We start from the raw sequence: 13,751 nt of genomic DNA, 5'->3' as shown, positions 1-13,751 counted from the left end.
TCGCCGGATGCTGCGTGTCGCATTCGGCGCACGGGGCAATCCCGGTCAAAGACCGCCGGAACCAACCGGCCGGCCGGAAACATTGAAGTTTAGGAACCACGTTCTTTATGGCCAGCATGGCAAATCCCACCCGTGACGATTTCGCGTCGATGCTCGACGACATGTTCGGTGCTTCGGAAAGCTTCGAAGGCCGCGTCGTCATCGGCACCGTCACCGGCATCGAGAACGACCTGGCGGTCATCGACGTCGGTCTGAAGTCGGAAGGCCGCGTGCCGCTGCGCGAATTCGCAGCGCCGGGCCAGAAGGCCGATCTTAAGGTCGGTGACGAAGTCGAAGTCTATGTCGACCGCGTCGAGAATGCGAACGGCGAAGCGATGCTGAGCCGCGACCGCGCCCGTCGCGAAGCGGCGTGGGACAAGCTGGAAACCGAATTCGCCAAGACCGCGCGCGTCGAAGGCGTCATCTTCGGTCGCGTCAAGGGCGGCTTCACCGTCGACCTGTCGGGCGCCGTGGCGTTCCTGCCGGGTTCGCAGGTCGATATCCGTCCGGTTCGCGACGTCACCCCGCTGATGGACATCCCGCAGCCGTTCCAGATCCTGAAGATGGACCGCAAGCGCGGCAACATCGTCGTGTCGCGTCGCGCGGTGCTGGAAGAAACCCGCGCCGAGCAGCGTTCGGGCCTGATCCAGAGCCTCGCCGAAGGTCAGGTGATCGACGGCGTCGTCAAGAACATCACCGATTACGGTGCGTTCGTCGACCTGGGCGGCATCGACGGCCTGCTGCACGTTACCGACCTGTCGTACAAGCGCGTCGGTCATCCGTCGGAAGTGCTGAACATCGGCGACACCGTCCGCGTTCAGATCATCCGCATCAACCGCGACACGCAGCGCATCTCGCTCGGCATGAAGCAGCTCGAGAGCGATCCGTGGGATGGCGCCGGTGCCAAGTATCCGGTCGGGGCGAAGCTGTCGGGCCGCGTCACGAACATCACCGAATATGGTGCGTTCGTCGAACTGGAGCCGGGCATCGAAGGTCTGGTCCACGTTTCGGAAATGAGCTGGACCAAGAAGAACGTCCATCCGGGCAAGATCGTCTCGACCTCGCAGGAAGTCGATGTGATCGTCCTCGAAGTCGATCAGGACAAGCGCCGCATCTCGCTGGGCCTCAAGCAGGCACAGGCGAATCCGTGGGAGAAGTTCGCGGAAGATCACCCCGTCGGTTCGACCGTCGAGGGCGAAGTCAAGAACGCGACCGAATTCGGCCTGTTCATCGGCCTGGACGGCGACGTCGACGGCATGGTCCACATGTCGGACATCGCGTGGGGCATTTCGGGCGAAGACGCGCTCAACCTGCACCGCAAGGGCGAGACGGTTCAGGCCGTCGTGCTGGCGGTCGAGCCGGACAAGGAGCGCATCTCGCTCGGCATGAAGCAGCTGGAGCGTGGTGGCCCGGTCGCCGCGCAGGCGGGTGATCGCCTGAACAAGAACGCGATCGTGACCGTGACCGTGCTCGAAGTGCGCGATGCGGGCCTCGAAGTGCAGCAGGGCGACGATGGCGCGACCGGCTTCATCAAGCGCACCGATCTCGGCCGCGACCGCGACGAACAGCGTCCGGAGCGGTTCCAGGTCGGCCAGAAGTTCGACGCGATGGTCACCGGCTTCGATCGTTCGAAGAAGCCGACCTTCTCGATCAAGGCGATGCAGATCGCCGAAGAGAAGCAGGCCGTTGCGCAGTATGGTTCGTCCGACTCGGGCGCATCGCTGGGCGACATTCTGGGCGAGGCGCTGAAGGCGCGCGGCGAACAGAAGTAAGCCTTTCGTCCGCCGATCGGTGGAAACAGGGACGGGGTGCTCCAGTTTGGAGCGCCCCGTTTTTGCGTTCATTCGAAAGGCGGATTGTGAGGAACGATCAACATAGGTTAGTGCAACCCAATGTCCGGATCGAACCGTTCCGCGACATGGTTTTGATTTGGTGGGGGAAAAGATGATCCGATCGGAACTGGTTCAGCAACTGGCCCAGGAAAATTCCGAATTGCCGGTGCGGGATGTCGAACGGATCGTCGCGACCTTTTTCGATGCGATCACCGAACAGCTGCGTGAAGGCGGTCGTGTCGAACTGCGCGGCTTCGGCGCCTTTTCGACCCGCGCGCGCGATGCCCGTACCGGCCGCAACCCGCGCACCGGCGAAGCGGTCGAGGTCGATGCCAAGCGCGTGCCCTATTTCAAGCCCGGCAAGGAAATGCGCGCGCGGCTGAACGTCTGAGCGCGTACCGCGCCGGGACGGTTTTGCCCTCTTTCGCGCAGGGCTTTGCTGGCGCATGGCATGGGCCGAACCGATAGAGGACCGGCCGATGCACGTTCGCCACTTCCTGCCCTTCGCGCTGGTGCTGCTGGCGGCTCCGCTGCCGGCGCAGCAGCGCACCGCCCCGTTCGTGATCGAACAGACCGGCGAGGGGTTCGCGACGATCGATGCGGCGGTGACGGCGGTGCGCGACGGCACCGCGACCATCCTGATTGCGCCTGGGACCTATCGCGACTGCACGGTGCAGACCGGCGGCGACATCACCTTTCGCGCGCGTACGCCCGGCACGGTCATCTTCGACGGCGGGGCGTGCGAGGAAAAGGCGACCTTCGTCCTGCGCGGACGGCGCTCGACCGTCGACGGAATCGTGTTCCGTCGCATCCGCGTGCCCGATGGCAATGGCGCGGGCATCCGTACCGAGATCGGCGACCTGACCGTGACCAATTCGACCTTCCTCGACAGCCAGGAAGGGATATTGGGCGGCAATCCGGACGGGCGGCAGCGCATCGTCATCGACCGCTCGACCTTTGCCGGGCTCGGCCAGTGCGACGAGACGACCGACTGTTCGCATTCGGTATATCTCGGCAACAACGGCTCGATCACCATCACCCGGTCGCGCTTCGAACGCGGCACCGGCGGCCATTATGTGAAGATCCGCGCGCCCCGCATCGACATCACTGACTCCAGCTTCGACGACAGTCGTGGCAACAAGACCAACTATATGATCGACCTGCCCGAAGGCGCGACCGGAGTGATCGCACGCAACACCTTCGTTCAGGGCAAGGCGAAGGAGAACTGGACCGGCTTCATCGTCGTCGGTGCGGAGAAGCACACTTTCCCGGCGCGCGGGCTGCGCATCGAGGATAACGACGCACGGCTGGCGCCCGGCATGGACAAGAGTCCGGCGTTCGTCGCCGACTATACCGGCGACGGCGTTGCGGTCGGCGCGAACCGGCTGGGACCGGGGGTTCGCAAGTTCGAGACGCGGTAACGCAGGCGATTGTTAGCCGGCCACGCTTTCCCCTTCGGTCGAACGGAAATACGCGATAGTCGTGTATCCATGAAAAGCCGTTTTACGCTCGCTGCACTTCTGACGCTGTCGGCCATGCCGACGCTTGCCGCGCCCCGACGGTCGCCGCCCGTGCGCACTTTGAACGACCTGGCAAATTGGACGATGCAGCCGGATGCGGTGCGGCGGAGCGATGCCGCGGTGCTTCGTCGGCCATTGTCGAAGGCAGAGGCGGATGTGGCGCTCGAATTGTTGGCGGTGGCACGGATGCGGCGGGTGACAGGCGACTATCGGGCGGCGATGGCGGCGAAGGCGATCACGCTGGGCGACGAGACGCTGCGCTGGGAAAGCCGTCAGTTCGGCAGCGCTCCCCATGGCAAGCGCAGCCTGTGGATTTCGATGCATGGCGGCGGCAATGCCGCGCCGGCGGTCAACGACCAGCAATGGCGCAACCAGATTCGGCTCTACGAACCGGCCGAGGGCATCTACCTCGCGCCGCGCGCACCGACCGATACGTGGAATTTGTGGCACGAGGCGCATATCGATCCGCTCTTTCAGCGGCTTATCGACGCGCAGGTCGCGATCAACGGCGTCGATCCGGATCGGGTCTATCTGCTCGGCTATTCGGCCGGTGGCGATGGCGTGTGGCAACTGGCGCCGCGGATGGCGGATCGCTTTGCGGCGGCATCGATGATGGCGGGCCATCCGAACGAGGCGGGGGTGGCGGGGTTACGCAACCTGCCGTTCGGCATCTTCATGGGCGGGGCGGACGCCGCCTATGACCGCAACCGGATCGCGGCGGAAAAGAGTGTGGAGTTGGCGAAGCTGCACGCTGCCGATCCGGGCGGCTATGTGTCGATGACCCGCATCTATCCCGGCCTGCCGCACTGGATGAACCGCAAGGACGCGGAAGCCCTGCCGTGGATGGCGCAATTCGTCCGCAATCCGTGGCCGAAGCGAGTCGTCTGGGTGCAGGACGATGTGACCCATAAGCGGTTCTACTGGCTGCACCTGCCTGACGGCGCCGCGCCCAAAGCGGGCGACCGGATCGATGCGCGGGTCGAGGGGCAGGCGATCACCATCGACGGCGCGGTCCCGGCGGGGCTGGTGCTGCGTCTGTCGGACCGGCTGGTCGATCTCGACCGGCCGGTGCGGGTGAGCGTCAACGGTCGCGTGGCGTTCCAAGGCAAGCTGCCGCGTACGGCCGCCGCGATCGTCCGCTCGCTGGAGGAGCGGGCCGATCCGGGAGCGGCGGCGACCGCGATGCTGCGGTTGCCGTGAGTGGGCGCGTCCGTCGAGCGGAGTTCTCGACGGACGCTTCTCGACAGGCTCGAAGCTGCTCGAACCGAACGGTCGGATCAGCGGCAGGTCGACCCTTCGCCGGGGTTCAGGTCCAGGCAGCGGCCGTCGATTTCTCCCTTCGGCACGTTCAGCCCGATGGTGGCTGCCAGCGTCGGCAGGATATCGACCGTCTCGACACCGAACGGCTCCTCGAACCCGCCGGCGCCCTTGCGCCAGAACAGGATCGGCACGCGCCGGTCATAGTCCCAGAAGCTGCCATGCGTCGCCACCGCACTGCCGACAACCGGATGCGGCAGCGTCAGCACGCGCGGCTTCATCGCCACCAGCAGGTCGCCCGAGCGCGGCGGATAGAAGGACGCGCGGGCGCGCTCGACCAGCGTCCAGGTTTCGGGCGGGGTGTTCGGCACCGTCGTTGCCATGATCTGCGCGCGAGTAAAGACCGCCTGGGTCTGCGGATGCGCCATGAACATCGCGATCGCCTCGCGCTCGACCGCCGCCTTCTGCGCCGGGGTGAGCTTGATGTCGTACCACACATCGCCATTGACCCCGCCGAACAGGATGGGGCCGGCGATGCCAAGCTTCTGCCCGATCGCCTTGCCGATGCCCTCGACGGTCAGCTCGCCGTCCTGCCGCACGGCGTCGGGAATCGCGTGGTGCGCATGGCGTTCGCTGGCGTCGCTGCCGCCATGGTCGGCGGTCAGCACAACCTGATAGTCGACACCCGTCGCGTCGAGCACCTTGAAGAACTCGCCGAGGCTCTGGTCGAGCGAGGTCAGCTGCAGGCACATCTCGCTGCCTTCGGTGCCATAGCCGTGCCCGACATAGTCGGTGGCCGACGCGCCGATCGAGATGATGTCGGTCTGCGGCCCCCGACCCAGCTTCATGTCCTGGATCAGCCCGGCGGCAAGTGCGAGGACGGCGGCGTCATATTCGGGCGAGCGGCGGAAATTGTTCACGTCGCCGGCGGCGCGTTCGAACCGGCCGGTGCCGATCGTCTTGCCCGCGACCGCAACGGCGCGGGCGAGCGGCTGGCAGAAGGTCGGCAGCGTCATCGGGCCTTGCGAGGTGGCGATCTGCTTCGCGACCGCTGCGTTGGCACGTGCGACGACCGGCGGCATCGTGCGACCGGCATAGCTGGTGAAGCCGTCCTTGCCGAACCACCACAGCTCGTCGACCTTGTGCCCGCCCATCATCACCGCCGCGCGGTCCTTGCCCGCGACCGATACGACGCGGGTGCGCGGATCGGCGGCCTTCATCCGCTCGCCCAGCGTGGGCACCATCAGGTGCACGTCGGACACGGTATAGTCCTTGAAGGTCGAGCCGGGGACGCGCTCGTCCTCTGCACAATAGACCTTGTGATCGGGGCGGTTGTTGCCGCGCTGGTCGATCCAGTCATTGGCGATGATGCCGGTGCGCGACGGGCGCGATCCGGTCAGGATCGTCGAATGGCCGGGGCAGGTCTCGGTCGCGGCATGGCTCTGATAGCCGGAGGGGAACACCGCGCCCTGCATCATCCGCACGAACCCGCCGGTGAAGCGCGCGCGATATTCCGCGAACAGGTCGGCGGAGAATTGATCGACCGAGATCGCGACGATCAGCTTGGGCGGCGTCGCCGGATAGGTCGGCGGCACCGGTACGGCGGCCGGGGCAGGGGCCGGCGCGGCGGTCTGCGCCAGAGCGGGGACGGCGGTGCCAAGCAGTAGCGCAGCGAGGGTCAGGAAACGCATCAAGGAACTCCGCGGACGGTGCATCCGTCCCGAAACTTCGCTACCCGGCGTACATGACACCGGCAAGAACGCTGTGGCGACTCGTCCTGATCCTTTTCGCATTTCTGGGCGTGTTGCCGGTGGCGGCACAGGTGCCGGGACAGCGGCATGTCCAGATGCGGATCGTAGCGGAGAGCGACGCCCCGGCGGCGGGATCGCGCGTTGCGCTGGCGCTGGTATCGATGCCCGATGCGGGATGGCACGGTTACTGGCAGAATCCCGGCGCGGTCGGCACCCAGCCGCAGCTCGACTGGACATTGCCGGCGGGTGCCAGCGTCGGTCCCTTGCGCTATCCGGTGCCCGAGCGGCTGACCGTCGCGGGCATCATGAACTATGTCTATGAGCGACCCTGGACCATCCTGACCGAGCTGCAACTGCCCGCCGGGCTGGCGAAGGGCACCATCGTGCCGGTGCGGCTGTCGATCGACTATCTGGTCTGCACCCGCGAAATCTGCGTACCGGAAAAGGCGGAGCTCGCCACCGAACTGACGATTGGTGACGGCGCGATCAACCCGGAGCGTCGCGCCGATTTCGATGGCTGGCGGCGCGCGCTGCCCCGGCCGCTAGGATCGCCCGCACTGTTCCAGGCTGGCGACACCCTGAGGCTACGCGTGCCGTTTCCGGCGTCGCAGGCGATCGGCGATCCCTATTTCTTCCCGCTCACCGAGAGCGCGGTCGATTACGATGCGCCGCAAAAGATCGCGCGCGACGGCGACGCCCTCGTTATCGAAACGAAGGCTACGGGCAAGTCGGCTGCGATCGAAGGCGTGCTCGCGACCGGTCCGGGGAAGGGCTTCGCGATCCGCGCGACCCCCGGCACGGTGGCGGCAGCGGCCGAACCGGCACCGATCCGCACCGTGCTGATCGCCTTTGCCGGGGCGCTGCTCGGCGGACTGCTGCTCAACATCATGCCGTGCGTCTTTCCGATCCTGAGCCTCAAGGCGTTGAGCTTGGCCCGTTCGGGCGAGTCCGCGGTCCATGCGCGGGCGGAGGGTGTTGCCTATACCGCTGGAGCGGTCGTCACCTGCATGGCATTGGGCGGCATATTGCTCGCGATCCGTGCGGCGGGCGTGGCGGCGGGATGGGCGTTCCAGCTGACCGATCCGCGCGTCGTATTGCTGTTGCTGGTGCTGACCGGCGGCATCGCGCTGAACCTCGCCGGGCTGTTCGAACTGCCTACGCCACAGGTCGGCAACCGCAGCGGGCGGGGCGGGGCGTTCGCCACCGGGGCACTCGCGGCGTTCGTTGCCACTCCCTGTACCGGCCCGTTCATGGGTGCCGCGCTGGGATCGGCGCTGGTCCTTCCGCCGGTCGCGGCGATGGCGGTGTTTGCCGGGCTGGGCTTCGGTCTTGCACTGCCGTTTCTGTTGCTGGGCTTCGTTCCGGCGCTGCGGCGGCGCCTGCCTAAGCCCGGCGCGTGGATGGACGCGTTCCGGAAAGCGCTGTCGGTGCCGATGTTCCTGACCGCGCTGGCGCTGGCATGGATATTGGGGCGGCAGTCCGGGGTCGACGGGATGGCAATGGGGCTGGGGGCACTGCTGCTCGCCGGGCTGGGACTGTGGTGGACCGGGCGGCGACAGCTGCGCGGGCGCGATCGGGCATGGAGGCCGGGGATCGCCGCACTGGTGCTGGCGGTGGCGAGTGCCGCGCTGGTGCAGCGCGCACCGCCGGCCGGCGCTGCGACTACCGGGATCGCCGGCGCCGAACCGTTCAGCGAGGCACGGTTGGCGGCGCTGCGCGCAGAGGGCAAACCGGTCTTCGCCTATTTCACCGCGGACTGGTGCCTGACCTGCAAGGTCAACGAACGCGCCGCAATCGAGACTCGCGCGGTGGCGGAGGCGTTCGGCAAGGGTGGCGTAAAGGTGCTGGTCGGCGATTGGACCGATGGCGACCCAGCGCTGGGCCGTTTTATCGAGGCGCATAACCGTGCCGGCGTGCCGCTATATCTTTATTATGCGCCGGGCAGCGGAGAGGCACGCGTGCTGCCGCAAGTACTTACGCCGGCGACGCTGACCGAACTGGTATCCTGAGCCGCCAAACCCGCTTGCCAGCACCGATTTCGCAGCGCAGCATGCGGAGCATAATCCGTCAGGCGGCGTTGGGGGTTGAATGGGGCAAGCGTTCGACGAAATCTGGGGACAAGGCGGGCCGGACGATCCGCGCGCCGACCTTGCGGCACTGGCACGGTGGATGCGCGAGGTGCCGCCCCATGAGTTGAAACGCCGCCTGCAATCCGCCGAAGCGACCTTTCGCCAGCTGGGCATCACCTTTGCCGTGTATGGCGATAGCGAGGCGGCGGAGCGGATCATCCCGTTCGACATCGTGCCGCGCGTGTTCATGGCCGACGAATGGGCACGCCTGTCCAAGGGGCTGATCCAGCGGACGCAGGCGATCAATGCGTTCCTCGACGACATTTATGGCGAACGCCGCATTCTGAAGGCCGGGGTGCTGCCGCCCGACCTGATCTTCGGCAACGCGCAGTTCCGCCCCGAAATCGCCGGCATCCGTCCGCCGCACGGTGTCTGGGCGCATATCTGCGGCATCGATCTGGTCCGCACCGGGCCGGACGAGTTCTTCGTGCTGGAGGACAATGCCCGCACCCCGTCGGGCGTGTCGTACATGCTGGAAAATCGCGAGGCGATGATCCGGCTGTGCCCCGAACTGTTCCGCAATTTCCGCGTGGCGGCGGTGGACAGCTATCCCGACAAGCTGCTGGAGACGATGCGTTCCGTCGCTCCGCCCGGGGCGGGGGCGCATCCGACCTGCGTCGTGCTGACGCCGGGCCATTTCAATTCGGCCTATTACGAACACAGCTTCCTGGCCGATTCGATGGGTGTCGAACTGGTCGAGCCGGCCGACCTGCTGGTCGATGACGACGTGGTATGGATGCAGACCATTGCCGGGCGGGTGCGGGTCGATGTCATCTATCGCCGGATCGACGACGACTTCATCGATCCGGTGGTTTTCCGGCCGGAATCGCTGTTGGGGGTACCCGGCCTGATCGCCGCCTATCGCGCGGGCAATGTCGCGCTGGTCAATGCGCCGGGCAACGGCATCGCCGACGACAAGGCGATCTACAGCTATATGCCCGAGATCGTCCGCTTTTATGCGGAGAGCGAGCCTTTGCTCCCCAATGTCGAGACATGGCGCTGCCGGGAGCCGGATGCGCTCAAATACGTCCTCGACCATCTGGACGAGGTGGTGGTGAAGCTGGTCGACGGGTCGGGCGGCTACGGCATGCTGGTCGGGCCGACTGCGTCCAAACAAGAGATCGAGGATTTCCGCCGCGCGCTGATCGCCGAACCGCAGCGTTATATCGCGCAGCCGACGCTGGCGCTGTCGACCGTGCCCACCCTGACCGACGCTGGCCTCGCCCCGCGTCACGTCGATTTCCGCCCATTCGTGCTGACCGGTGCGGAGACGGTACAGGTCGTGCCGGGCGGGCTGACCCGCGTTGCGCTGAAGGAAGGGTCGCTGGTCGTCAATTCGAGCCAGGGCGGCGGGACCAAGGACAGTTTCGTGCTCATGGACGATGGTCCGGTGCAGTCGCAGGTGCAGGCGCAATCGATGGGCGGCATGACCCAGTCGCAGGGGGGGCGCTGAAATGGCGATGCTGTCGCGCACCGCCGCCTCCCTCTACTGGCTGGGCCGCTATGTCGAACGCGCCGATTTCCTCGCACGGCTGGTTGAGGCAACGGTGCGGCTCGACGCGCTGTCGTCGCGCCCGGCGGGCGACGCCGCCTGGGCCAGCGCGCTGGCGGTCAGCTATACCGAAGACAGCTTTGCCGCGACCGGGCAGGCGGTCGGGCAGGCCTCGGTCGCCCGCTTCCTGACCTGCGACCGCAGCCATGCCGGGTCGATTCTGTGGTGCCTCGACGCGGCGCGCAACAATGCGAAGGCGGTGCGCACCGCGCTGACCCGCGACGCATGGACGGCGATCAACCGCGCGTGGATCGTCTTCAACTCACCGCGTGGCGAGGAGGGCGAGGATATCCTCAACCTGGTCGAGGCGATCAAGGCGGAGGCGCGCGGCTTCGAAGGCGCGGTCCAGCGCATGATGAAGAACGAGGCGACGTGGTTCGTCCAGCTGGGTGCCGCAATCGAACGCGCCGACAACACCGCGCGGCTGATCGACGTCAAATATCACCTGCTGCTGCCCGAAGGCGAGCGGATCGGTGGCGCGATCGACCGCGACCAGTGGACCACGATCCTGCAGACGGTTTCGGCCGTCACCGCCTATCGCTGGCTGTACAGCGAGGGGCTGAAGCCCGCGAACGTCATCGAACTGCTGCTGTCACGTGGCGAAGTGCCGCGCAGCCTCGCCGCGTGCGTCGACGAAACGGTCGAGATGCTGAACATGCTCGGCAAGCGTACCGGCTTCCAGGGCGAGGCCGACCGCATGGCCCGCGCACGCCTCGCCCGGATGCAGAAGACCCGCGCACACGAGGTCATCGTCAGCGGCCTGCATGAATATCTGAATGCCTTCATCCGGGAGAATGCGATGCTCGACGCCGCGATCGCCCGCCAGTTCCGCTTCATCTGATGCGGCTGTCGGTCCACCATGAGACGCGGTATCGCTTCACCGAACCGCAGGCGCGCATCGTCCAGCTGCTCCGGCTGTTTCCCGGCGATACGAGCCATCAGACGGTGGTCAACTGGCGTATCGATGTCGACTGCGACGCACGGCTGCGGGAAGGGTTTGACGGCTACGGCAACATCACCCGGATGCTCTATGCCGAAGGCCCGGTCGATACGCTCGTCCTCTCCGTGTCCGGCGAAGCGCTGCTGACCGAACAGGACGGCCCGATCGAGGTCACCGACGAGCCGTTTCCCCCCGACCTGTTCCGTCGCGTAAGGCCGCTGACGCGCGCGGATGCGTTGATCGAGGGGCTGGGGCAAGGCGACGACCTTGGCGCGATGACGGCGCTGGCCGGCGCGATCCATGCCCGCTGGCCGCTCGACCGGCGACCGACCCCGGCGATCCGCTCGGCGGCTGAGGCGGCAGGCGACGAGCGGCTGGGACCGCGCGACATGGCGCAAATCTTCATCGCCGCGGCACGGGCGCAGGGTGTGCCCGCGCGCTACGTATCGGGCTACAGCCTTTCCGGCGACGACGAACGGCGGACCGCTGCGCCGCATGCCTGGGCGGAGGCGTATGTGTCAGGCGGCTGGTACGCGTTCGATCCCGCGACCGGCGGGCGTTCGGGCCTCGATCATATCCGGGTCGCGGTGGCGCTGGATGCCGCGGGTGCAGCGCCGATCGCCGGGGTCCGGATGGGGGCGGGCGAGGAGGAACTGGACGTGGATGTCCGGGTAGGCAGCGAGACGGAGTAACATCCTCCCCGGCACGGGGGAGGGCCGTGAAGCTGTGGTGGAGGGGATCGTCCCGAGCGTTCCGCTTGCGGAGCATCCCCTCCACCAGCCTGCGGCTGGTCCCTCACCCCGTGCCGGGGAGGAGCTTTTAGGCTTCGTGCCCCCGATAGTTCTTCAGTTCGTCGCCGACGATCTGAACCACGTGCAGCACGTTGGTCGACCCCGGCGTTCCGAACGGCACGCCGGCGCAGACGACGACACGGTCGCCCGCGCGGGCCATGTTGTGGCGCAGGACCATGCGCTTGGCCTTCGCCACCATCTCCTCGAACGATTCGACGTCGCGGGTGTGGACGGCATGGACGCCCCACAGCAGCCCCAGGCGACGCGCGGTGTCGATCTGCGGCGTCAGTACCATGATCGGCACGGCGGGACGTTCGCGCGCGATGCGGCGCGCGGTCGAACCCGACTTCGTGAAGCACAGGATCGCCTTCGCATCGACCGTGGCGGCGATGTTCTTGGCGGCTTCGGCCAGCGCGTCGGCGGTGGTGGGATCGGGGCGCAGCACGGTGAAGTGGACGCGGTCGCCATGCGCCGGGTCGCGTTCGACGGCGTGCGAGATGTCGTTCATCATCGCCACCGATTCGACCGGCCAGCTGCCCGCGGCGCTTTCCGCCGACAGCATGATCGCGTCCGCCCCGTCATAGACGGCGGTCGCCACGTCCGACACTTCGGCGCGGGTCGGCGAGGGCGAGGTAATCATCGATTCGAGCATCTGCGTCGCGACGACGACCGGGCGGCCGAGGCGGCGGGCGGTCTCGACGATGCGCTTCTGCAGCGGCGGCACCGACTGCGGCGGCAGCTCGACGCCCAGATCGCCGCGCGCGACCATTACGCCGTCGCACTGCTCGACGATCTCTTCCAGCCGGGCGACGGCCGAGGGCTTCTCGATCTTGGCGAGCAGCGCCGCCTTGCCTTGAATGAGCTTGCGCGCTTCGGCCAGATCCTCCGGACGCTGCACGAACGACAGCGCGATCCAGTCCACGCCCTGGTCGACCGCGAAGTGCAGGTCGGAAATGTCCTTGGGTGTCAGCGCGGCCATCGGCAGCACGACGTCGGGCACGTTCAACCCCTTCGAATTCGACAGCGCACCGCCGACGACCACTTCGGTTTCGATCTTGTCATCGTCATGATCGAGGACGCGCAGCACCAGCTTGCCGTCATCGAGCAGCAGGCGGGCATCACGGGCGATCGCGGCGAAAATCTCCGGGTGCGGCAGTTCGACACGGGTCGCGTCGCCCGGCTCGTTCGAACGGTCGAGCGTGAAGCGCTGCCCGGCTTCGAGCATGACGCGCCCTTCGGCGAAGCGGCCGACGCGCAGCTTCGGTCCCTGCAGATCGGCGAGGATGGTCGTCGGGCGGCCGAACTGCTTCTCCAGCCCGCGAATCGCTTCGATCACGGCAACCTTCGACTGCTGGTCGCCATGGCTCATATTGACGCGGAAGGCGTCGGCGCCGGCTTCGAACAGCTTGGCGATCATTTCCGGCGTGTTGCTGGCGGGGCCAAGCGTGGCGAGGACGCGAACCTTGCGCGAACGGGGGCTGATGGCCTTGGTCATGAAAGTCTCCGGGCGTTGCGCGCCTGCCTCTAAGGCTTATTCGTAAAGGTTCAACCTTGGAGCGGAAACTCATGCCATCAATCGATTCCATCAGCGACGCCGCACAGGCCGCCGCATTCCGCCGGCTGGTCCGCCACCTCCAGCATCGCACCGACGCGCAGAATGTCGACCTGATGGGGCTGGCCGGTTTCTGTCGCAACTGCCTGGGCGACTGGCTGGGCGAGGCCGCCGGCCTGTCGAAGGACGAAGGGCGCGAGGCGGTGTACGGCATGCCCTATGCCCAGTGGAAGGCGACGCATCAGCTGCCCGCGACCCCCGAACAGATCGCCCGCATGGACGAGAGCGTCGCGAAGAACCGCACCGATGCCGCGCTGGACGAGGCGTTGGACGACAGCTTTCCGGCGAGCGACCCGCCGGCGATGACCGAACCCCGTTGATCGGTTGA

11 protein-coding genes are annotated in these 13,751 nt (G+C 66.8%); 9 read left to right on the top strand and 2 right to left on the bottom strand.

What is annotated here, in order from left to right; translation table 11 throughout:
- Positions 1-107: 107 nt before the first annotated feature.
- The 4 genes from rpsA to AVT10_RS07485 all read left to right on the top strand — a co-directional run bounded on the left by rpsA (position 108) and on the right by AVT10_RS07485 (position 4,591).
- Positions 108-1,811: a 30S ribosomal protein S1 gene (gene rpsA / locus AVT10_RS07500; protein ID WP_066689665.1), complete on the top strand. Its 1,704-nt coding sequence runs from the start codon at positions 108-110 to the stop codon at positions 1,809-1,811.
- Positions 1,812-1,983: 172 nt separating this feature from the next.
- Complete coding sequence (locus AVT10_RS07495; RefSeq protein ID WP_066689664.1) at positions 1,984-2,262, top strand: integration host factor subunit beta; 279 nt, start codon at positions 1,984-1,986, stop codon at positions 2,260-2,262.
- A 55-nt stretch (positions 2,263-2,317) separates the two neighbouring features.
- Positions 2,318-3,292 carry a right-handed parallel beta-helix repeat-containing protein gene (locus AVT10_RS07490; RefSeq protein ID WP_232307923.1) on the top strand — a complete coding sequence of 325 codons (975 nt, stop codon included), beginning with the start codon at positions 2,318-2,320 and terminating at the stop codon, positions 3,290-3,292.
- A 69-nt stretch (positions 3,293-3,361) separates the two neighbouring features.
- Positions 3,362-4,591: a hypothetical protein gene (locus tag AVT10_RS07485; protein WP_066689663.1), complete on the top strand. Its 1,230-nt coding sequence runs from the start codon at positions 3,362-3,364 to the stop codon at positions 4,589-4,591.
- Positions 4,592-4,668: 77 nt separating this feature from the next.
- Here AVT10_RS07485 and AVT10_RS07480 read toward each other — a convergent pair whose 3' ends face one another.
- Positions 4,669-6,339, bottom strand: coding sequence for an alkaline phosphatase family protein (locus tag AVT10_RS07480; RefSeq protein WP_066689662.1), 1,671 nt, complete (start codon positions 6,337-6,339; stop codon positions 4,669-4,671).
- Between the two features lie 53 nt (positions 6,340-6,392).
- Here AVT10_RS07480 and AVT10_RS07475 point away from each other — a divergent pair, with 53 nt between their 5' ends.
- The 4 genes from AVT10_RS07475 (at position 6,393) to AVT10_RS07460 (ending at position 11,712) form a co-directional block, all read left to right on the top strand.
- Positions 6,393-8,408: a protein-disulfide reductase DsbD family protein gene (locus AVT10_RS07475; RefSeq protein ID WP_066689661.1), complete on the top strand. Its 2,016-nt coding sequence runs from the start codon at positions 6,393-6,395 to the stop codon at positions 8,406-8,408.
- 79 nt (positions 8,409-8,487) lie between these two features.
- Positions 8,488-9,981, top strand: a complete 1,494-nt coding sequence (locus AVT10_RS07470) for a circularly permuted type 2 ATP-grasp protein (RefSeq protein ID WP_066689660.1) — start codon at positions 8,488-8,490, stop codon at positions 9,979-9,981.
- 7 nt (positions 9,982-9,988) lie between these two features.
- Entirely contained in the window at positions 9,989-10,921 is a 933-nt protein-coding gene (locus AVT10_RS07465) for an alpha-E domain-containing protein (protein WP_198158528.1), read from the top strand.
- The gene (locus AVT10_RS07460) at positions 10,921-11,712 is read left to right on the top strand and encodes a transglutaminase family protein (RefSeq protein ID WP_066689658.1); all 792 of its coding nucleotides are present in this window, start codon (positions 10,921-10,923) and stop codon (positions 11,710-11,712) included. Before AVT10_RS07465 ends, AVT10_RS07460 begins: the two co-directional genes overlap by 1 nt.
- A 127-nt stretch (positions 11,713-11,839) precedes the next feature.
- On the opposite strand, the gene pyk is transcribed toward AVT10_RS07460, so the two are convergent.
- Positions 11,840-13,306 (bottom strand): pyruvate kinase, encoded by a 1,467-nt coding sequence (gene pyk, locus AVT10_RS07455; RefSeq protein ID WP_066689657.1) that lies wholly within the window; start codon positions 13,304-13,306, stop codon positions 11,840-11,842.
- Positions 13,307-13,377: 71 nt separating this feature from the next.
- Between pyk and AVT10_RS07450 the strand changes: the two genes are divergently transcribed.
- The gene (locus AVT10_RS07450) at positions 13,378-13,743 is read left to right on the top strand and encodes a DUF1244 domain-containing protein (protein WP_066689656.1); all 366 of its coding nucleotides are present in this window, start codon (positions 13,378-13,380) and stop codon (positions 13,741-13,743) included.
- The last annotated feature ends 8 nt before the right edge of the window (positions 13,744-13,751 follow it).

This window comes from Sphingomonas hankookensis (assembly GCF_001619955.1).
Classification (GTDB): Bacteria; Pseudomonadota; Alphaproteobacteria; order Sphingomonadales; family Sphingomonadaceae; genus Sphingomonas; species Sphingomonas hankookensis_A.
The sequence above is the reverse complement of the archived record's forward strand: the minus strand, read 5'-3'. Positions and strand labels throughout refer to the sequence as shown.

Coding starts and splice junctions, on each gene's coding strand:
- AVT10_RS07465 (WP_198158528.1), top strand. CDS start 9,989: ATGCTGTCGCGCACCGCCGCCTCCCTCTACTGGCTGGGCCGCTATGTC.
- AVT10_RS07470 (WP_066689660.1), top strand. CDS start 8,488: ATGGGGCAAGCGTTCGACGAAATCTGGGGACAAGGCGGGCCGGACGAT.
- AVT10_RS07450 (WP_066689656.1), top strand. CDS start 13,378: ATGCCATCAATCGATTCCATCAGCGACGCCGCACAGGCCGCCGCATTC.
- AVT10_RS07485 (WP_066689663.1), top strand. CDS start 3,362: ATGAAAAGCCGTTTTACGCTCGCTGCACTTCTGACGCTGTCGGCCATG.
- AVT10_RS07475 (WP_066689661.1), top strand. CDS start 6,393: ATGACACCGGCAAGAACGCTGTGGCGACTCGTCCTGATCCTTTTCGCA.
- rpsA (WP_066689665.1), top strand. CDS start 108: ATGGCCAGCATGGCAAATCCCACCCGTGACGATTTCGCGTCGATGCTC.
- AVT10_RS07490 (WP_232307923.1), top strand. CDS start 2,318: ATGGCATGGGCCGAACCGATAGAGGACCGGCCGATGCACGTTCGCCAC.
- AVT10_RS07480 (WP_066689662.1), bottom strand. CDS start 6,339: ATGCGTTTCCTGACCCTCGCTGCGCTACTGCTTGGCACCGCCGTCCCC.
- pyk (WP_066689657.1), bottom strand. CDS start 13,306: ATGACCAAGGCCATCAGCCCCCGTTCGCGCAAGGTTCGCGTCCTCGCC.
- AVT10_RS07495 (WP_066689664.1), top strand. CDS start 1,984: ATGATCCGATCGGAACTGGTTCAGCAACTGGCCCAGGAAAATTCCGAA.
- AVT10_RS07460 (WP_066689658.1), top strand. CDS start 10,921: ATGCGGCTGTCGGTCCACCATGAGACGCGGTATCGCTTCACCGAACCG.